Here is a 19,247-nt window from a genome sequence, read left to right as displayed (position 1 = left end):
TTCTGTGCCAACGTTTGAAGGTGCCGAAAAGATGCACTACTTGAGGCTCGATACGTTAAGTGATAAGAAAAGTTGACAAGTTTGCTTGATTGTGAGAAGAATTCTTATCAATAGTATTGTCCTCTCGGTGTTGTCATCCTTGTTTCACTCCAGTAAAGTATCTATTGAATAAATCTCAGTAAACGAGAAGCGCCCCTTCAGGACGCTTCTCGTTCTATATATATATGATTTAACGAGCAGATTTCTTAGCCTTGAATCCAATCCAAAGAATGAGTAACCAGACGGGGAGTACATATACAGCCATTTTCATGCTTTCCATAGTGGTCATAAGAACCACAATCATGAGAAGGAATGCAAAACAGATATAGTTAGTATAAGGGTGCAGTGGAGTTTTAAACTCAATCTTATCAAGTTCTCCTTGAGCTGCTTTAGCTTTACGGAATTTGAGGTTTGTAATAATAATCATGGTCCAGTTGATGATCCCGGCAATGATTGCAACCGAGATCAGATACATAAAGACCTTTCCAGGAATCAGGTAATTGAGGATGACTGCAACTAAGGTGAGAGCAGAGGAGGCTAAGACTCCAGCGACAGGGATTCCGTTTTTGTTCAGTTTCCCAAAGAGTTTGGGTGCATTACCCTGTTTTGCTAGGCTATAAAGCATACGACCATTGCTATAGATGCCACTGTTATATACGGAAAGGGCGGCGGTCAGAACGACGACATTAAGAAGGGTTGCAGCGGCAGGAATACCCATTTTAGAAAAGATCTGAACAAAGGGGCTTCCATCTACACCGACTTGGTTCCATGGGTAAATGATCATCATGACAGAAAGAGCACCTACATAGAAAATGAGGATTCGCCACATGACTTGGTTGATTGCTTTTGGAATGGTTTTCTTCGGATTATCTGCTTCTCCTGCTGTGATTCCGATGAGCTCAATTCCACCGAAACTAAACATGACCACCACTAAGGACAGTACTAATCCTCCGAGTCCATTGGGCATAAATCCGCCATGAGCCCAAAGATTGCTGAAGCCAGTGGCTTGTCCATTAATTCCGGAGAAAATAAGGAATAAACCAAAAATAATCATCCCGAGGATTGCAACCACTTTGATAATAGCAAACCAGAATTCGAATTCACCATACATTTTTACGTTGACGAGATTAGCGAGTGTAATAATCACGAGGAAGACTAATGCTGAGGCCCAGTGTGGAATATCTGGGAACCAATAATTGATATAGATGCCCACGGCCGTTAACTCGGCCATACTTACGACGATATAATTGAACCAATAATTCCATCCGGAGAGGAAACCAGGAAACTCTCCCCAATACTTATAAGCATAGTGGCTAAAGGAACCTGAGACAGGTTCATCGACGGACATCTCTCCGAGCATCCTCATAATAAAGAAGATAACTAAACCACCGATTAAATAGGATAGTGTGATCGCGGGACCGGCTAACCTGATTGTTTCTGCAGAACCGTAGAACAGACCTGTGCCAATTGCTCCACCGAGGGCAATCATTTGGATATGCCGATTCTTAAGGCCCCTCTGCATATTGTGTTCCTGTGTGCTCATAAGACATCCCCTTTCAAGTAAAAAATGTAGTGATGAATACCTCTTTCAAAATATTGCAAGTTTTATGCCAAAGTCAAAAAGTAAGCATTCCCTTATTGGTAAGTTGGAGAAATAGATAGAATGATAAGAAAAAGTGACAAGTATTTTTATCAATTGATAAGAAGACTTGTCACTTTTCTAAGGATATGACTTAGGAGAAAGATTTACTCACCTATTCCGTAAGTTTTCATTTTGTTAAGAATGGTAGTATTAGAAACCCCCAGTACTTTTCCCGCTTTGCGTGAGGAATGATGTTTTTCTAACACTTTTAGTAAAACTTGATGTTCAACTTCAGCTACGATCTCTTTTAGAGTTGGCCAATTGTCATACACGGGAATTTTAATTAATGTAGAATCCATCTCTTGGTTCACAGGGGGCTTTTTGGGGGTTAAATCCGTCCAATCGGCGAAATTATCGGGCCTGATTTCAGCAGTGTGGATAATATTAATGATTCTCTCAAGAGTGTTTTCTAATTGACGAACATTGCCAGGCCATGGCTGGGAAACAAGTAACTCCAGGCTTTCTTTCGTAAGGTGGATTTCAGATTTGCCAAGTTTACTCGATATTTTACGAATCAACGATTGAGCGATGAGGGGGATGTCCTCAGGCCTCTCGCGAAGCGAAGGAATCTTCAAGGGAATCACGTTTAGACGATAATAGAGATCTTCCCTGAACTGTCCCTTCCCAATCATTTCCTCTAAATTACGGTGGGTTGCAGCAATAATCCGTACATCAACCGGAATTTCTTTTGCCCCGCCGACTCGCCGAATACTTCCTTCTTGTAAGACTCTGAGAAGTCGAACCTGTACGTGTGGAGAGATTTCGCCGATCTCATCGAGAAAGAGGGTGCCTCCACTAGCCTGCTCGAAGAGACCTTTCTTACCTCCCTTGGTCGCTCCAGTAAAAGTTCCTTCCTCATAGCCAAACAGTTCACTCTCAAGCAAGGTATCGGGTAGTGCGGCGCAGTTGATCGGTATAAAGGAGGAGTGAGAACGGGGACTTTCCGCATGAATTGCCTTTGCGAACATTTCCTTCCCTGTACCACTCTCTCCACGGAGAAGAATCGTAGAGCTTCCCTTAGCCACCATTTTTGCGGTCTCAACAAGTTGTTTCATGCGGTTGCTCTGGTAAACGATCCGATTAAAGTTTACGGTTTGGGATTTTAGGTCGACCTTTGAAAGGATTTCTTCGACCTGACGGAAGTCCTTGATGGTCATGACTCCGCCCATAATATGGCCTTTATCATTAAGAATGGGGACACCACTCGTTAGGATGTGAATCGATGTGTTGTTTCGACGAATTTTACGTTCTTTTAGACTATAAGATATCCCGGATTCTAGTGTCTCGAGAATCGGTGGATTCGCCCCAAATAAGATCTCAGCATCGAGTCCAAGGGCTTCTTCTCGTGTGGTATGAAAAATAAGGGCAGCAACTTCGTTAATATGCGTAATTTTGTGTTCTTTATTGATGGCAACAATTCCTTCACTCACTGAGTTTAAGATCGTTTGAAGCTCCTGTTCCCGCTCTTCATAGGGCATATGGTCACGAAGTTCCACAGAAATAACTCCATCAACGTTCATAAGGTCTTTTATAAGGATTTCGACTTCTTGCTTGTTAGAACACCGGAATTTAATCATCATCCCCAGCTCAGGAGCGACTTCCATACCGACTTTATCGATATGATTGGCCTCGAAACGCTGAAAAATATCATAGCCTAACCCTGGTCGATCGGCGAATTCGATACGGACAACAAACTCGAGGACTTCCAATGCCTTTCACCCTTTCTAATCCTTGTATAAATAGTCGAAAAAAACAATATATACAGTCCATTTAATATTACCATGGAAGACCCATTCAATAAAGCTGAGTCGTATGTAAAAAAAGCTAGCGAAATTTCGCTAGCTTAGGGGAACACGTTCTATCACAAATTATTTTTAGAATTCTACAGCATAAAGAGCATTTGGGTATAAGAAGGAAGTGGCCAAAGTTCATAATCTACCAGTACTTCTAACTTATCCGCGACACCCCGTAACTCGTTCATGGCAGTGAAGACGAAATCGCGACAATATATCCCTTGACGATTAGCATCTCCGTGGAGGTCTCTAGCTTTCGCTGTGACGTCTTGGAGTGTATTAATCTTTTCGTTAAATTCTTTGAGAAGGGAAGAAATCTCCTGTAGCAAAGTGGTTTGGGTCGTTACATCAGCCTCAGCGTAGGCAGAACGAATCGAGTTAACCGATTGGGCAAGCTCAGTAGCATAGCGCATCACTGCAGGAAAAATTTGCCTCTTCGCTATATCAATCATGGTTTGAGCTTCGATATTAATACTCTTGGAATACTGTTCCAAGTAAATCTCATACCGGGAATGAAGTTCTGTCGCACTGAAAACCCCATGCTTTTCAAAGACTTGAATGGATTTGTCGCTAATTAATGCGGAAATGGCTTCGACAGTCGAATGCATATGAGGTAATCCGCGCACTTCGGCTTCCTTAACCCACTCTTCAGAATAACCATTGCCATCGAAAATAACCCGAGAGTTCTTCAAGGCGATTTCTTTAAGAATAGAGCGAAGTTCGTGATGAAAGTCCTCTGCCTTTTCGAGGCGATCGGCTATCTGAGATAAAATCTCTGCGACAATTGTATTAATCACCACATTTGGCCCTGCGATAGAGAGGGAAGAGGGGACCATGCGGAATTCGAACTTGTTTCCAGTAAAGGCAAAGGGAGAAGTACGGTTGCGGTCTGTCGAATCTTTGGGTAAGGAGGGCAGAGTACTCACTCCGACGGTCAAACTACCCCCTTGCTTAGAAATCTTCGGTCCACCATTTTTTAATTGCTCAATGATATCGGAAAGTTGTTCGCCAAGGAAAATTGAGATAATAGCTGGAGGAGCTTCGTTAGCTCCGAGACGGTGATCATTTCCTACATTAGCAGCTGAGGCTCTGAGAAGCTCGGCATATTCGTCCACTGCTTTAATAACAGCAGACAAGAAGGTAAGAAATTGAGCATTCTCGTGCGGTGTTTTTCCTGGCTCTAAGAGATTGACCCCTTCGTTTGTGCTTAAGGACCAGTTATTGTGTTTACCCGAGCCATTAACTCCAGCAAAGGGTTTCTCATGTAGAAGACAAGCCATACCATGACGATCGGCCACTTTGTGCAAGCTGTCCATGATAAGTTGATTGTGATCTGTCGCAATATTTGTGGTTGCAAAGATAGGGGCGATTTCGTATTGACCAGGAGCAACTTCTTTGTGTTGAGTCTTGGCGGAAACACCTAGTTTCCATAACTCAATATTAAGTTCTTGCATAAATGCAGATACACGCTCATTGAAACTGCCAAAATAATGATCTTCCATTTCTTGTCCTTTAGGGGGGAGGACTCCAAAGAGAGTGCGGCCAGTCAGCATGAGATCCAGGCGCTTTTGATAATATTTTTTATCCAATAGAAAGTACTCTTGCTCAGCCCCTACGGTAGCGGTGACTCGAGTACTGGAGGTATTTCCGAATAAGCGGACGATACGTAGGGCTTGTTTAGAAAGTGCTTCCATGGAACGAAGAAGCGGGGTCTTTTTATCGAGAGCTTCGCCTGTATAGGAACAGAAGGCGGTAGGAATACAGAGGATGACCTTTCCTGCATCTTCACGCAGAAAGGCAGGTGAAGTACAATCCCAAGCTGTATAACCTCGAGCTTCGAAGGTTGAACGTATTCCCCCATTCGGGAAGGAGGAGGCATCGGGCTCCCCTTTGATGAGCTCTTTGCCGGAGAACTCCATGATGACGCGTCCATCGTCAGTTGGGGAAATGAAGGAGTCATGTTTTTCCGCTGTGAAACCTGTCATAGGTTGGAACCAGTGGGTGTAGTGCGTGGCCCCTTTTTCAATGGCCCAGTCTTTCATTGCATTAGCGACGACCTCAGCAATCTCTGGTTTAAGAGGCAGTCCTTCGTCAATCGTTTTTCGTAATGCTTTATACGTGTATTTGGGTAGTCGTTCTCTCATTGCCGCGTCATTAAAAACGTTCAGTCCAAAGATATCCATCTCATTTTCCTCCCTAATTTCTGTTAACAAAAAACAGAAAAAGGCCCTCAATAGGATTCCCTTGATCAGAAATCTCTAAAGAGCGCCTTTGCTCTTCGAAAGCCTTATTGATAGGCTAACATATTTCTTGAAAAAACTCAAGAATTGACTTGCAAAATAGATTAACAAAATATTAGTGAGCGCATCTAAGGAACAAACGGCTAGTGCAATTAGAAGTGGCGAAAACGGCGGAACAGCTTAATAGTACCTCAGAAGAATGTATCCAGTTGCAATGATTACCGAGACAATCATAAAGGGAAAACCTATTTTTAAGAACTGCTTATAGGTAATAGGTAAGCCATTCTTCTCAGCAATTCCTGCGACAATAACATTGGCTGAGGCACCGACTAAGGAACCGTTTCCACCGAGGCAAGCACCAAGGGCCAAAGCCCACCACAAGGGCTTTATTTCCTCAGGGCCGAAATCACCGAGGGTCCCTAGTTTTTGAATAAGTGGAATCATGGTTGCCACAAAGGGAATGTTATCCACAAAGGCAGAGAAGATTGCGGAAATCCAGAGGATGAGTATGGCCATCAGGAAGGGATCGCCACCGGTTAAGCCTATGCTCCAATTGGCAACTCGGTCAAGAACTCCCACTTCAACAAGTCCTCCGACCAAGATAAATAATCCGGCAAAGAAGAAGATTGTAGGCCATTCGATCGCTAAAAATACCTCTTCAGGCTCTTCGTGACTGAGGATCATCAAGAGCATCGCGCCTGTCAGAGCAATCGTTGCACTCTCAACGTGGAGAACAGAATGGAGAATAAAACCAAGGATAGTCAATCCAAGAACGAGAAGAGACTTCTTCAGTAAAGCCCAATCCTTGATATAGTCTAATTCATTTTGTTTCATCAACTGTTCAATTGACTCTTGATCCGTAGTTAATTCGCGGCGATAGACAAAGTAGAAGCCAAGGAGTGTAACGGCGAGAATAATAATTACTGGAGGAGCTAAGTTTAGGATAAAGTCGCCAAAGGAAAGTCCAGCAGGTCCGGAAATCATAATATTAGGGGGATCCCCAATGAGGGTAGCTGTTCCACCAATATTACTGGCTAGAATCTGAGTGAGCAGAAAGGGAGTTGGATTAATTTTCAAGGTATCAGCAATGGCAATAGCGACAGGGACAATCAGAAGAACCGTGGTTACATTGTCGAGAAAAGCAGATAATATAGCAGTGAGTAAGGAAAGCGCTAGCAAAAGTTTGGTGGGATTTCCTCCCACCTTTTTAGCAACCCAGATAGCCAGAAAACCAAAGACACCAGAGCGTCGGGTGATATCGACAATAATCATCATCCCTATGAGGAGACCCAGTGTATTCCAATCAATATGATGAATCGCAGTTTCTTGTGATAAAACTCCAAACAGGACGAGGAGTGCTGCACCAGAGGCCGCTGCAACGGCACGAGGAATCTTCTCGAAGACAATAAAAGTATAGGCGACTAGGAAAATTACACAGGTTAGTATGAGCGTCATAAGAAACCTCCATTTTACGATTATATTATTTTAACAGGAATTGTGTTGCTGCAGCTCTTTAAGCTAAGTTTATCCTCCTTTCAATCAGACTAATTCTTAAAAAACAAAAATAGAAAGAGAGCAGTCCAATAAGGAACTGCTCTCCCCTGAGAAGTTCAAAGACTTGTAGCTTGGCGATCCTAGCTGATGTTAGTTATTCATGCAGCCGTAGACCCATAGCTTTAGCGTCCTTCGCTTTCGCGAAGTTTACCCCAACACAAGAACACGTTTTCAATTATTAAAGGCACTTTCATTATACCATAAAATGTCGATGTCGCTCAAGTTATACGATTTTTTGGTTTAAAACCTAGACGAACGTAATCCTTATTCTAGAAGTAAAACAAAAGAAGATAACCCGTAGAAATAACAATAGACACGAGCATTAGTGGAAAGGCTAGTTTCATAAAACCGGCGAAGGTCATTTTATAGCCATTCTTCTCTGCTAAACCTGCCACAATGACATTGGCTGAAGCTCCAATAATCGTTCCGTTTCCACCAAGGCAGGCTCCAAGTGATAAGGCCCACCAAAGCGGTTCGAGGGCTTCTGGGGTCATTCCGCCAAGGGTTCCCATTTGATGAATTAACGGAATCATCGTAGCGACAAAGGGAATATTATCGACAAAGGCGGAGGCAATGGCTGAGAGCCATAGAATGAGCATTCCCGTGAGTTTGAAGTTCCCGGCAGTTACATTGAGTGCCCATTGAGCAAGTCGGTTAATTAACCCGGTCTCAACTAAACCACCGACGACGATGAATAGCCCTGCAAAAAAGAAGAGTGAGGGCCATTCAATTGATAGGAATATATCTTCTGGTTCCTCCTTTGAAATGAGCATCAAAAGAGCTGCGCCAGACAGGGCAATCGTGGCGGACTCTAAATGCAACATCTGATGAAGTATGAATCCAAGGATTGTCAAACCAAGAACTAAAAGACTCTTTCTTAAGAGCGCATAATCTTTGATCTCTTCAAGAGGGTTAACTTGCGTAACTTTTTGTTTCACCTCGTCACTCACTTTTAGTTTATTGCGATAGAGAAAATAGAAAATTAGCATAGTGACGATATGTATGACAATAATCACAGGAGTTAGGTTGACTAAAAAGTCCATAAATCCAAGATGAGTTTGACTTCCAATCATGATGTTGGGTGGATCCCCGATTAATGTGGCTGTTCCGCCAATATTGCTCGCTAAAATCTGACTCATGAGGAAGGGGATTGGGTTGAGTCCCATAGCTCCTGCGATAGTGAAGGTAATGGGAACAATAAGTAAAACCGTGGTGACATTGTCAAGGAAGGCCGAAAGAAGTGCTGTAATCGTAGCTAAAGAAATTAATATCCGGATTGGTTCACCTTTCGAAATCTGAACTGCTTTTACCGCTAAGTACTGGAAAACACCCGTCTTCCGAGTAATTCCTACGATAATCATCATTCCGATCAATAGGCCGAGTGTATTCCAATCAATATGTTCGATGGCCACTTCCTGGGAAAGAACGCCTATAAGGATTAAGATCATCCCGCCCAACAAGGCTGCAATGGCACGATGAACCTTCTCAGACATGATAAGAGCATAGGTTAGGATAAATACGACAAGTGCAATGCTCGCCAAATGATTCACTCCCCTTTAAGTGCTTAGACCTTCCGTATATTTTACCTCAGACAAACGGGTATGAAAAGGGAAAATCTGCTTAGATCCAAATTAACTTGGTTTCAAACAATGTAAATCCTTCATAATGCTAATCATTATTTAAATATAACCTAGCTTGCCTCGTTGGGTTGCGTTTTATTTAAGTTGATTAGGTGTATAGTTTTCTTCCTTTAGAGGATAATAATTTTGTTTACTTTATCTTGTAAAGGAGGTTAAGCTCTTGTTTAAACACATCAAAGATATGGAATATACAGTTCATGTCGATCGACCCGACCCGAGGTTTGCGAATCTTTTATTAGAACAATTTGGGGGACCCCATGGGGAACTTAAAGCTGCGATGCAATACATGTCCCAAAGTTTGGGCTGTAATGATCCTAAAATCAGAGATTTGCTTCAAGATATTGCGGCTGAAGAAATGAGTCACTTGGAGATGGTAGGGGAATCGATTGCAATGCTTCTTGGTCCTACGGACAAGGTCCAAAAGGATTTTCCTGCAATACATATGGCACTTTTATCTGGGGGGCCACTCTTAACAAACTCGATGGGAATACCTTGGACAGGTGCCTATATTGAATCCACTGGAGATATCTATGCTGACCTATCTTCAAATTCCACTGCCGAGCTAAGAGCGAAATTAATTTATGAACGGCTACTTCAACAAACTGATGATGCTGGCGTCAAAGACATGGTTCGCTTCCTACTTAGCCGAGAAGAGTCTCATAATTTCTCCTTCATGCAAGCTATTAGTACCTTGGAAGGGACTGGCGTGAATAAGGACTTCCGTGATTCCGAATTCTCGAAGAAGTACATGAACCTTTCGACAGGTGCGGGGGACGCTCGGGGCCCATGGAATCAAGGGAATGGAATTCAATATGAAGAAAATCCAAATGAGAAATATGGTGGACCGGCAAAGTATGGAAAAGATCGTGGGCCTGACGGGAAGGGTGAAGTATCTCCAGGTTATAATGATCATACACGAAATAACCCACAGTATGCTCAGCCACAACCGCCAAAACAACCTCAAACAAGTCCTCAACCGTCGAAACCGCTGCATTAACACTAAAAATTGATTTTGCTGATGAGGATATAATCTTACAGAATTATGTTTCTCTCAGCCTTTGGGAGGGATAGTAATGGCTTGGCGTGAATCTAGGCTCATGCAGGTAATTTGGACAGTCCTTCGTGTCTATGTCGGATGGGAATGGTTTAGTCATGGTATTGATAAAGTTTTTGGAGCAAGTTCCGCTGCCTGGGTCGGCCCGAATGCGGGAACTGCTGTTACAGGGTTTTTAAAGGGTGCCTTAGCAAAAACCGGAGGTCAACATCCAGATGTGGCAGGGTGGTATGCGACTTTTATTCAGAATGTAGCCTTGCCTAATGCCACAGTTTTTGGATATGTTGTGGCTTGGGGGGAACTCCTTGTCGGTTTGGGGCTCATATTAGGATTTTTAACGACGATTGCTTTGCTCGCTGCGATCCTCATGAATATGAGTTATATGTTGGCAGGAACCCTTAGTGCAAATCCTGTCATGATCTTCTGGGAAGGCGTACTCCTGTGGGCTGGCGCAGCAGCTTATTTCTGGGGAGTAGATCGGATATTCTTGCCTCGTTGGAAGAAGTGGCGATTAGCTAAAGGCTAAAATTCATAAAACAAGGCTATCTCAGTTTCAGTTTGAATCTGGGATAGCCTTGTTTTCACCTAAGGACGAAACCCTGCCAAATAAGTGCGATTGTCTTTACGACAATCGTTGCAAGAAGCTACGCGTTCAAGGTTCTTATTAGTCACTCATAAGAGTTTCTTCGAAATAGATTTACCCTTCATTACGGTCCTACGGATTGAAATTTTAGAAGGAAGTAAGTGGTCATGCGTATGATCATGCATAGGAGTATGTCCATGAAGGTGGGAGTGCCCATGTGAATGCCCAGCGGTATGTTCATGAGAAGTGTTATTAGCATGCCCATGATCATGATCGGAGTTAGAGCTGTGTTCATGTGAAAGATCTAAGAGATGGGCAATAGTGTGATCTTTATCAGGAAGACTGTCATACCAACCATCGTTTGCATCAGGCTTAACATCCAAAACGTTAATATAGGGTTTGATATCTAAGAGCGGAGTCCCATTATAGACATCAATCCCAGAGATGAGAATTTCATTTCCTTCTATTCCTTTAAGCTCGACAATACTAAACCCAAGAGGATTCGGACGATGGGGAGAACGACTAGCGAAAACCCCAACTTCGATTTCGGGAGCCCAGGAGGGACGGACTTTCAGTTGAACCTCCGATTTTGCCTGATCCATGTAGTAAAGGACCGTAATGTAGCGGTACGTGAGGAGTTTTTCGAGGCCGTCGATGAATTCAGGCTGGAGCGTAATCCAAAATTCTCCTTGAGCATCTTTGATGGGCTGAGTAGGAATCGGAAGAGAAGGTAAATAGGGAGTATGAATTGTACCAATGGATTGAAATTCGATCTTCATTGCACACTCTACCTTTCTATCAATTAAAGACTCCTCGGGAAGGCTCTTTACTCAGGGAGTTGCTCCAGATTAATTCGGTGATTTAATAAAGTCATGTCTTTGATTATTGCCCGAATGAATTTTTGCTTTCCGAAGATATCAACAAGCTTTAGCCCTTCTTCATAGGGCTCTATAATATCCACAGATTCCATAAAGAGAACTTCCTCTTCTTCACCAGTTTTTAAATAAGCATTTGCTTCACACATTTCTAAAAACCTCCCTTTCAAATCAAAAAGGTCATGGAGACACCGTCAATACGGTAAGACCTCCATGGCCTTTAATAGAATCGTATGTTACTTAGAATTTTATTCTCCATCCATTGAAAATTTCCTTCCTGTTTATTAAAAGATAAAGAAAAAAAGAGGGGTGATCCAGCACTTCTTCTTCATTGAGGCACATGATATGATGTGGGAGAGAGTACCAAGGGTCACTTGGAGAACGGAGGGAATTTTAAATGAGTGAAAATGCATTATTCATGGGTTTAGAGCATATTGGAATTAAGACGATTGAAATGGAAAAAGCAATCACATTCTATACGGAAGTCCTTGGATTCGAATTCATCAAGCGAGTCAAGCCGGGTGAGGTGGAACTTGTTTTTCTCAAGTTAGGAGAGACTGTTATTGAACTTGTGGAAGTTAATGATGGGAAACAATTTAGCGATGGGGTAGTTAATCATATTGCTTTTCGAGTTCAGGACATTTTCAAGGCAGTAGAATGGCTAAAAGGTCATAATGTAGTGCTAATAAATGAAGAACCAAGATCTATGGGAGAGGGGAGATACAATTTCTTCTTCAGAGGTCCTTCCGAGGAAAAACTCGAGCTTTACCAAGAGTAATCAGCAGAAACGACATGTAAAGATGCTCCTAATGCCTATAATAGGGCAAAAGGGGCATCTTTTTTTGAATATCTTCTTGACTTCTGTTATTCTTAAGGCGGTGTTATAACAAGGTGGATAAGAAGTAAGGTGAGTAAAATATATGAAGGAAATGCGGAACTTCCTCTGGCAAAATGGGGAGAAACGTTATTATACATTAAATCAACATTTACGTGAGGTCTTTGGGGAAAAGGTGTTTAAGGTTTCACTCGATGCAGGGTTTACGTGCCCCAACCGTGATGGTGCCTTAGGCTGGGGCGGATGTGTCTATTGCAGCGCACGAGGTTCTGGAGATTTCGCGGGACAAGTTGAGAAATCGATTCATGAACAGTTCGTAGAAGTCAAGGAAGTCATGAGTCGTAAATGGCCTAATGCTAAGTATTTAGCTTATTTTCAAGCGTATACAAATACCTATGCTCCCATAGAACGCTTGCGAGAGGTTTACGAACAAGCACTTCAAGAAGAAGGGGTTGTCGGGATATCGATTGCAACCCGACCGGATTGCCTCCCCGAAGAAGTGCTCGACTATCTCGAAGAATTGAACCAAAGGACGTATTTATGGGTTGAATTAGGCTTACAAAGTATCCACGATCGGACTATGGAATGGGTAGGACGTGGACATGCGTATTCGGAATTCCTACAGGGTTTAGAGAAGTTACAGCAGAGAAAGATTCGCGTCTGCGCCCATATGATCTTTGGGTTACCAGGGGAGACCCTTGAAGATATGAAGGTTTCCGCTCAAGCTGTCGCAGAGTTACCCTTACAAGGCTTGAAGCTTCACTTACTGCATGTGTTGAGAGGAACCCCTCTGGCAAAAATATATGAACGCGAACCTTTTCCATTACTCTCACAAGAAGAATATGTTACACTCATTTCCGATATCCTGGAGATCTTACCACCCCAAATGATTATTCACCGCTTAACAGGGGATGCTCCAAGGAAAGACCTAATAGCTCCATTGTGGAGTCTGAAGAAATGGGAAGTACTTAACGCGATTGACAGAGAGCTTGAGCGAAGGGGTAGTTGGCAGGGAAAAAAGAAAACGACATACCGATACAGGAATCCAAGAGGACTAATGTAACGTTTGCCGCTATAGTAAAGAAGGAGGAGATACCATAATTTAGTTCGCTTTGTTCGGACGCATCGAGCTTAATCTCGTGTCGCATATTGGGCTAAGATTAGGATGCTTTTTTTGAGGTCCCAGGTCCTTTGGACTGAGGCTGGGAGCTAAATCGAGATACCGCTTTAAGTTGTTTTGATGAGTCTGAAGAATATATTCATATATGTTATTTTTTTGATCGGACTGCTTCATCATGCGGTCCCCTCCTTAACTCAGTGATTTGGATAGTGGACGATTTTTCCTTCCCACGTTCGCAGAATGGCCTCGTTTTCATTTAGAGAAACGAGATATTGGGGAAGGATTGGGGTTTTTCCTCCCCCTCCCGGTGCGTTGATAATGTAGGTAGGGATGGCTAAACCTGAAGTATATCCTCGAAGTTTCTCCATTATCTCTAGACCATCTTGGATTTTGGGTATAAAATGGCTTGTACCTTTGACATTCTTGGCGTGAAAAATATAATAGGGACGAACTCGAATTTTAAGTAATTCTTGATTTAAGCTTTTCATAATCTCGGGTTTGTTGTTAATTCCTTTAAGGAGAACTGCCTGATTACCGAGAATTACGCCAGCTTTAACCAACTTATCGGCAGCTTGCTTCGCCTCTTCAGTTACTTCTTTGGGATGGTTAAACTGGGTGTTGATATAGATGGGTGGGTATTTTTCTAGGATGCTACAAAGCTCACCGGTTATTCGCATGGGGAGTGTGACAGGGACCCTGGTCCCGATCCGTTTAATCTCGACATGTGGAATCTGATGAAGCTCCTTGAGGAGCCAATCAAGGGTTTGGTCACTTAAAAGAAGAGCATCTCCCCCCGTGATGAGGACATCACGTATCTCAGGGTTGCTACGTATATAGTCTAAAGCGGACTGCAAGCGAGAACGGGTCTCGTGGACATCGATCTCACCGATGTTTCTACGACGTTGACAATGCCGACAGTACATAGCACAGAGGTTTGTTACGTTTATTATCAATCGATCAGGGTAACGACGAGTAATGCATGGAGAGGGTGAAGTAAAGGCTTCTCCCATCGGGTCTTCTTCCCCTGAGAAATCTTTGAGCTCTAAGATAGAAGGTAGACTTTGAAGGCGTATGGGATCTTGGGGATCATCTTTATCGATAAGACTAAGATAATAAGGGGAAACAGCCCAACGATAGACTTTGCCTATGGCATGTATTTCATCTACTTGCTGAGGACTTAACGAAAGTAAGGTTTTCAATGTTCCAGCATCCTTGATGCGATGTTTCATCTGCCAACGCCAATCCAGCCAATTTTCGGGGGTCGCATCGAGTTGAGTTAAAATAAATTCACGGTTCCTTTGAGATTCCTCAGTAGTCGTTCTTCCGGTTGGAATACGCGCTTTGCATTTAAGATAGGGTAGCACCTTCTGTTTAAGTTCGAAAGCCCGCGCGAGAGAGGAATGTTTTGGGTCAGGGGATGAAAACACAATGGCCATGAATATACCTCCTCTACAGTGCTGAAATAAAAAGAGAACCGAAATCGGTTCCCTATAGAAATGCATGAATAACACAGAAGCCTAGCATTAGCGATGATTACTCTAGTGCTTCTGATGTGTTTCAATGCTTACGAGGTTAGCTGACGGATTCGAGCTGAAACATGCTCTACGCTGGTTAGCGATTCACCCCAGAAATGGTTCCCCCGTTTTCCTTTAGGAAATTCAGCCTTTATTAACTTGAATAACTAGCAACTTAATAGTATCATGAGAGTTGCCAGTAGTCAATGGGATTTTTGAGCCAAAAGTTGGAAATATTATAGAGAATGCTGGCGAGGAGTGGATATAATGGAACAGGCACGTTATCAAGAAATTGCTCTAGATATTGCTCATTCAATTGTGCTGGGAGAATATCGGGAAGGAGATAAAATTCACGGGCGCTCAACCCTAGCGGGACGTTATAATGTTTCTCCTGAGACGATTAGACGTTCTATCGCAATCCTCCAGAATGGGGGAGTCGTCATGGTAAGTCAAGGGATAGGGATTACTGTAATCTCCAAAAGCCAAGCCGAAAAATTCATGCGCGGCTTTGACCAAAAAGCAGAAATCCAGGTTTACCTCGATGATATGAAGCAGTTGATGGATAAAAGACGAGAAATCGATCTTCAGATCGATGCCCACCTTACGAAAATCGTGACCTATACGGATCGGCTGGCATCCCGCTGGATGGACGTCGGGGAAATTGAAGTAGGACAAAGCTCATCAGCTTTGGGTAAGACTTTAAGTGACTTAAGAATTAGAGAGCAAACGGGGCTGACGGTTGTCGCAGTGATTCGGAGTGGGAGCGAACATTTCTCGCCGGGTGCAGGATTTGTATTAATGGAAGGAGATATCCTTCTCGTTGTCGGCACTGACCAGGGGAAAGAAAAACTCGTAGAAATCCTTCACTAGAATACAGGAAGGGGATAACTCTCTGTCGAATAAAAGGGGATAACACTTAGCCTGTTGATAAATTTATGCGATATGAGGGATTAACTATGATCTGGCGTTTCTTAGTGATTCTAGGAACTGAATTAGTGCTTACTATGGTTACTAGCCAATTGACCCTGCTCATTCCCTTTTTGATTGGGAATACGTTATTCCTGCTTTATCAATTAAATGCACAGCGCCAACAGGCAGTTCGTCAGTCTTCTGAGCGTAACGCAGAACTTAGTTTCAAAATCGCTAACGAAACTCTTCCCTATCTACGGCGTGGGCTTAATGAGCAGAATGCAGAATCTATTGCGCAGATTATCCAAGAGATTGCACAGGTCGCTGCTGTCTCGATAACAGATTGTGAGAAGCAACTCGCCTATCTCGGGGTTGGATGTGATCAGCATCACCCGGGAGATCGAATTCTGACCCAAGCCACACGTGAAGTGATCCGTACAGGCACTTATAAGATTGTTCGCACGCAAAAAGAACTAAATTGTCCGCGCCAGGGTGTTTGCGATTGCCCGCTCGCGGCAGCGGTTATCGTGCCTTTGCTCTGTCAGGGAAAAGTGGTTGGGACAATGAAGCTCTATGAAACAAAAGATGGTCAGATTTCTCCGGATCTTATTCGTTTAGCAATCGGAATGGCGCAGCTGCTGGGGATTCAAATCGAGCTCGCAGAGCTGGATCATCAAGCAAAGCTTGCTGCCGAAGCACAGCTAGATGCACTTCAAGCACAGATTAATCCTCATTTCTTCTTTAATGTTTTAAATACGATCATTGCGACGAGCCGAACGAATCCCAATCGATCGAGACGTTTGCTCATCCATCTAGCGGAATTCTTCCGTAAGGCCCTTAAGTCAAAAGGAACACTTATTTGCATTAGTGAAGAAATGAAATTTGTAAATACTTATTTGATTCTTGAGAAAGCACGCTTTGGACGAAAACTTCAAGTTAAGGGAGAAATTCCAGAGAATCTTCTCAATGCTGTGATTCCGCGTTTAAGTATCCAACCCCTTGTTGAAAATGCTGTGAAGCATGGGATTACAGCGAAACTTGGGAATGGGATTGTATCTATCAAGGTCGAACATAGGGAGAAGGAACTTTATATCTATGTCCACGATGATGGGGTAGGAATACCGACTGAGCGACTTCAAGATGTTTTGAAGCCTGGGGTCGGGTCAGGTAATGGCGTTGGAATGGCGAATGTTCATGAACGGTTGATTGGCCTTTATGGAGAGGAATATGGACTAAGGATTCAAAGCGAGCTCGGTGTAGGGACGACGGTGACGATGCATTTGCCACTCACAATGATGGAAGATGAGCAGGAAATCCTCTAAGCACTCGGGTAAGTAGCTTCTCGCACATCCGTTCACTTCTTCGCAAAGAGTTACTTTATCAGGTCTTAATTAGTCTTCTTTAAAGGTTCTTCTGAGTATACTGAGATTAGTCTATGATGTGGAGGTCCTCCAGGCGATGATTCCGGGAATCGATATAATCGAAATAGGACGGTTTAGTAAGGCTTGTGAGCGCACACCTAAGATCAGGGAGCGTCTTTTTACAAGCCGTGAAATTAAGGGCTTAGAACAAAAGAGCATAGCAAGCTGGGCAGCTCGCTTTGCTGGAAAAGAAGCAGTGCTGAAAGCTCTAGGAACGGGACTGAGTGGGTTATCATGGCATGACATTGAGATTCTCAGTGAAGAGACAGGGGAACCTATCGTATACCTTTCTGAAAAGGCTCAAGTTTACGTCATAGCGAGAGGCGGTACTCAAGTTCGACTCAGTCTGTCTCACGAAAGAGAGTACGCAGTAGGAATGGCAATTCTCTCTTAGTACGATGAGTACGAGGTAAGTTTTCTTATTACACGAATAAAAGGGGTGGGGCAAGGTGCGGGTGGTTAACGCGAAGCAAATGCGTGAGATAGAAGAACGAGCCATCCGGGAATTCGGCATTCCAAGCCTGCTATTGATGGAGAATGCGGCACTTGCTGTCGTACAGGAGGTTCGTCAGATTTTAACGGTCCGAAATGCCGAATTGACAGGACGTAAGGTTACTGTTTTTGTAGGAAAAGGAAACAATGGAGGAGATGGGTTAGCGGTAGCTCGTCATCTTGAGATTTTGGGAGTGGATGTAACGGTCTTCGCCTTTGCTAAAGTGGAAGAGTTCAAGGGAGATGCCGCTCTAAACTATCGACTCTATCAGAATACCGGTGGGAAATTGTTTACAATCGAGGGAGAAAAGCAGCGGCGGCTAGCACGACTTTCTCTTTCACGGGCTGAAGTGATCATCGATGCAATCTATGGTACCGGTTTTCGCGGAGCCTTACCTAGTCTGGTCGAGGAGTATGTGGAAGAAATCAATCGAGCACAGGCCACGGTTGTTTCTGTAGATATTCCGAGTGGGGTAGAAGCAGATACTGGGAAAGTCTATTCGATTGCAGTCTGCGCACAGTCAACCGTCACCTTTGGACTTCCAAAGCTTGGGCACTTCCTGGGGAGAGGACCGGAGTTCTCAGGTCGAGTGACTGTTGATCCTATTTCTATTCCCGAGCGATTTTTAGTTCATGAGGAGCTTGCGAACTTCGTTCTAACGGATGAAGTTCTTCGAGGGATTCTTCCGGCGCGAAGTTTCCAGGGGCATAAGGGAACGCATGGGCGAGGAGTTTTAGTTGCAGGTTCGAAGGGGATGACTGGAGCGGCCATTTTGGCAGGTAAAGCAGCCCTCCGTTCGGGGATTGGTTTGCTCCAGATGATTACTCCAAAAGGACTTTCTGAAGGGCTCGATCTTGCCTTAACTGAAGCGACAGTATGGTCTGCGGAGGGGGAGGAGTGCCTGGATGGGAAGGCTTGGCCAGTCATCTTTGAGCGGGCGGAAAAGGCTCAAGCTCTTGCTATGGGACCAGGGTTAGGGCAAAACCCTGAGTTGCTTCTAGTAATTGAAGAGGTCCTACGGAATCTCCCTCTTCCCGTTGTATTAGATGCCGATGCACTGAACATCTTAGCAAGCGAACCGGGGTTACTGGGATGGCGGCAGGGTAGAGGAGCATTAATCCTAACTCCCCATCCTGGAGAGATGGCACGGCTATGTAGCTGTTCGACGGAAGAAGTACAGGAAAATCGACTCGAGTTGGCGGTTACAAAAGCTGTGGAATGGGGAGCTATTATCGTACTTAAGGGAGCGATTACCGTAATTGCTACGCCAGATGGGCGGGCCTTCCTCAATCCTACTGGGAATCCGGGTTTAGGGACTGGGGGGACAGGCGACGTTCTCACTGGGAGTATCTTAGCCTGGTTGGCCCAAGGAGTTGATCCGGGTTCAGCAGCCTGTCTCGGAGTGTACTTACATGGGAAAGCAGCCGACGAACTGGCCAAGGAATTTGGATGTTCAGGCTTTACAGCATCTGAAGTAGCAGATTACTTGCCCAAAGCACGAAGAGCTTTGGAAATTAATCGATAAGGAGGGCACT

Annotated in this window: 16 protein-coding genes and 2 riboswitches; of the genes, 8 read left to right on the top strand and 8 right to left on the bottom strand. The window is 43.8% G+C overall.

Annotated elements, in window-relative coordinates:
• Window positions 1–229 precede the first annotated feature (229 nt).
• The 5 genes from ACZ42W_RS18130 to ACZ42W_RS18110 all read right to left on the bottom strand — a co-directional run bounded on the left by ACZ42W_RS18130 (window position 230) and on the right by ACZ42W_RS18110 (window position 8,761).
• A complete protein-coding gene (locus ACZ42W_RS18130) occupies window positions 230–1,582 on the bottom strand; it encodes an amino acid permease (RefSeq protein ID WP_464166666.1) in 1,353 nt (450 codons plus the stop codon).
• 203 nt (window positions 1,583–1,785) lie between these two features.
• Window positions 1,786–3,390 (bottom strand): sigma 54-interacting transcriptional regulator, encoded by a 1,605-nt coding sequence (locus ACZ42W_RS18125; protein ID WP_464166665.1) that lies wholly within the window; start codon window positions 3,388–3,390, stop codon window positions 1,786–1,788.
• Between the two features lie 173 nt (window positions 3,391–3,563).
• Window positions 3,564–5,657 carry a glutamine synthetase III family protein gene (locus tag ACZ42W_RS18120; RefSeq protein WP_464166664.1) on the bottom strand — a complete coding sequence of 698 codons (2,094 nt, stop codon included), beginning with the start codon at window positions 5,655–5,657 and terminating at the stop codon, window positions 3,564–3,566.
• A 237-nt stretch (window positions 5,658–5,894) separates the two neighbouring features.
• Window positions 5,895–7,169 carry an ArsB/NhaD family transporter gene (locus ACZ42W_RS18115; protein WP_464166663.1) on the bottom strand — a complete coding sequence of 425 codons (1,275 nt, stop codon included), beginning with the start codon at window positions 7,167–7,169 and terminating at the stop codon, window positions 5,895–5,897.
• 161 nt (window positions 7,170–7,330) lie between these two features.
• Window positions 7,331–7,430, bottom strand: a riboswitch (cyclic di-GMP riboswitch).
• A 107-nt stretch (window positions 7,431–7,537) separates the two neighbouring features.
• Window positions 7,538–8,761, bottom strand: a complete 1,224-nt coding sequence (locus ACZ42W_RS18110) for an ArsB/NhaD family transporter (RefSeq protein WP_464171076.1) — start codon at window positions 8,759–8,761, stop codon at window positions 7,538–7,540.
• Window positions 8,762–9,068: 307 nt separating this feature from the next.
• On the opposite strand from ACZ42W_RS18110, the gene ACZ42W_RS18105 reads away from it, so the two are divergent.
• Window positions 9,069–9,905, top strand: coding sequence for a manganese catalase family protein (locus ACZ42W_RS18105; protein WP_464166662.1), 837 nt, complete (start codon window positions 9,069–9,071; stop codon window positions 9,903–9,905).
• A gap of 76 nt (window positions 9,906–9,981) precedes the next feature.
• Entirely contained in the window at window positions 9,982–10,488 is a 507-nt protein-coding gene (locus tag ACZ42W_RS18100; protein ID WP_464166661.1) for a DoxX family membrane protein, read from the top strand.
• A gap of 146 nt (window positions 10,489–10,634) precedes the next feature.
• Here ACZ42W_RS18100 and tsaA read toward each other — a convergent pair whose 3' ends face one another.
• On the bottom strand, window positions 10,635–11,324 hold the full coding sequence (gene tsaA, locus ACZ42W_RS18095; protein WP_464166660.1) for a tRNA (N6-threonylcarbamoyladenosine(37)-N6)-methyltransferase TrmO: 690 nt from the start codon (window positions 11,322–11,324) through the stop codon (window positions 10,635–10,637).
• A 47-nt stretch (window positions 11,325–11,371) separates the two neighbouring features.
• Entirely contained in the window at window positions 11,372–11,569 is a 198-nt protein-coding gene (locus ACZ42W_RS18090; protein WP_464166659.1) for a CooT family nickel-binding protein, read from the bottom strand.
• Window positions 11,570–11,817: 248 nt separating this feature from the next.
• On the opposite strand from ACZ42W_RS18090, the gene ACZ42W_RS18085 reads away from it, so the two are divergent.
• Both ACZ42W_RS18085 and mnmL read left to right on the top strand, forming a co-directional pair.
• On the top strand, window positions 11,818–12,198 hold the full coding sequence (locus tag ACZ42W_RS18085) for a VOC family protein (protein ID WP_464166658.1): 381 nt from the start codon (window positions 11,818–11,820) through the stop codon (window positions 12,196–12,198).
• Window positions 12,199–12,340: 142 nt separating this feature from the next.
• Window positions 12,341–13,318, top strand: coding sequence for a tRNA modification radical SAM protein MnmL/YtqA (mnmL, locus tag ACZ42W_RS18080; protein ID WP_464166657.1), 978 nt, complete (start codon window positions 12,341–12,343; stop codon window positions 13,316–13,318).
• 251 nt (window positions 13,319–13,569) lie between these two features.
• Here the strand turns inward: mnmL and eam are convergent, their stop codons facing one another.
• Entirely contained in the window at window positions 13,570–14,811 is a 1,242-nt protein-coding gene (eam, locus tag ACZ42W_RS18075) for a glutamate 2,3-aminomutase (RefSeq protein ID WP_464166656.1), read from the bottom strand.
• Window positions 14,812–14,921: 110 nt separating this feature from the next.
• Window positions 14,922–15,049: riboswitch (cyclic di-AMP (ydaO/yuaA leader) on the bottom strand.
• Between the two features lie 107 nt (window positions 15,050–15,156).
• Here eam and ACZ42W_RS18070 point away from each other — a divergent pair.
• The 4 genes from ACZ42W_RS18070 (at window position 15,157) to ACZ42W_RS18055 (ending at window position 19,237) form a co-directional block, all read left to right on the top strand.
• A complete protein-coding gene (locus ACZ42W_RS18070; RefSeq protein WP_464166655.1) occupies window positions 15,157–15,759 on the top strand; it encodes a GntR family transcriptional regulator in 603 nt (200 codons plus the stop codon).
• An 86-nt stretch (window positions 15,760–15,845) separates the two neighbouring features.
• A complete protein-coding gene (locus ACZ42W_RS18065; RefSeq protein ID WP_464166654.1) occupies window positions 15,846–17,120 on the top strand; it encodes a histidine kinase in 1,275 nt (424 codons plus the stop codon).
• Window positions 17,121–17,256: 136 nt separating this feature from the next.
• Window positions 17,257–17,613, top strand: coding sequence for a holo-ACP synthase (locus ACZ42W_RS18060; RefSeq protein WP_464166653.1), 357 nt, complete (start codon window positions 17,257–17,259; stop codon window positions 17,611–17,613).
• A 55-nt stretch (window positions 17,614–17,668) separates the two neighbouring features.
• Complete coding sequence (locus ACZ42W_RS18055; RefSeq protein WP_464166652.1) at window positions 17,669–19,237, top strand: NAD(P)H-hydrate dehydratase; 1,569 nt, start codon at window positions 17,669–17,671, stop codon at window positions 19,235–19,237.
• Window positions 19,238–19,247: the final 10 nt, after the last annotated feature.

It is taken from the genome of Desulfitobacterium elongatum (assembly GCF_055378975.1).
The sequence above is the reverse complement of the archived record's forward strand: the minus strand, read 5'-3'. Positions and strand labels throughout refer to the sequence as shown.

Excerpts from the sequence above, each read along its gene's own strand:
- ACZ42W_RS18130 (WP_464166666.1), bottom strand. The coding sequence starts at position 1,582 with ATGAGCACACAGGAACACAATATGCAGAGGGGCCTTAAGAATCGGCAT.
- ACZ42W_RS18120 (WP_464166664.1), bottom strand. The coding sequence starts at position 5,657 with ATGGATATCTTTGGACTGAACGTTTTTAATGACGCGGCAATGAGAGAA.
- ACZ42W_RS18090 (WP_464166659.1), bottom strand. The coding sequence starts at position 11,569 with ATGTGTGAAGCAAATGCTTATTTAAAAACTGGTGAAGAAGAGGAAGTT.
- ACZ42W_RS18100 (WP_464166661.1), top strand. The coding sequence starts at position 9,982 with ATGGCTTGGCGTGAATCTAGGCTCATGCAGGTAATTTGGACAGTCCTT.
- ACZ42W_RS18085 (WP_464166658.1), top strand. The coding sequence starts at position 11,818 with ATGAGTGAAAATGCATTATTCATGGGTTTAGAGCATATTGGAATTAAG.
- ACZ42W_RS18060 (WP_464166653.1), top strand. The coding sequence starts at position 17,257 with ATGATTCCGGGAATCGATATAATCGAAATAGGACGGTTTAGTAAGGCT.
- tsaA (WP_464166660.1), bottom strand. The coding sequence starts at position 11,324 with ATGAAGATCGAATTTCAATCCATTGGTACAATTCATACTCCCTATTTA.
- mnmL (WP_464166657.1), top strand. The coding sequence starts at position 12,341 with ATGAAGGAAATGCGGAACTTCCTCTGGCAAAATGGGGAGAAACGTTAT.
- ACZ42W_RS18070 (WP_464166655.1), top strand. The coding sequence starts at position 15,157 with ATGGAACAGGCACGTTATCAAGAAATTGCTCTAGATATTGCTCATTCA.
- eam (WP_464166656.1), bottom strand. The coding sequence starts at position 14,811 with ATGGCCATTGTGTTTTCATCCCCTGACCCAAAACATTCCTCTCTCGCG.
- ACZ42W_RS18110 (WP_464171076.1), bottom strand. The coding sequence starts at position 8,761 with ATGTCTGAGAAGGTTCATCGTGCCATTGCAGCCTTGTTGGGCGGGATG.
- ACZ42W_RS18065 (WP_464166654.1), top strand. The coding sequence starts at position 15,846 with ATGATCTGGCGTTTCTTAGTGATTCTAGGAACTGAATTAGTGCTTACT.
- ACZ42W_RS18115 (WP_464166663.1), bottom strand. The coding sequence starts at position 7,169 with ATGACGCTCATACTAACCTGTGTAATTTTCCTAGTCGCCTATACTTTT.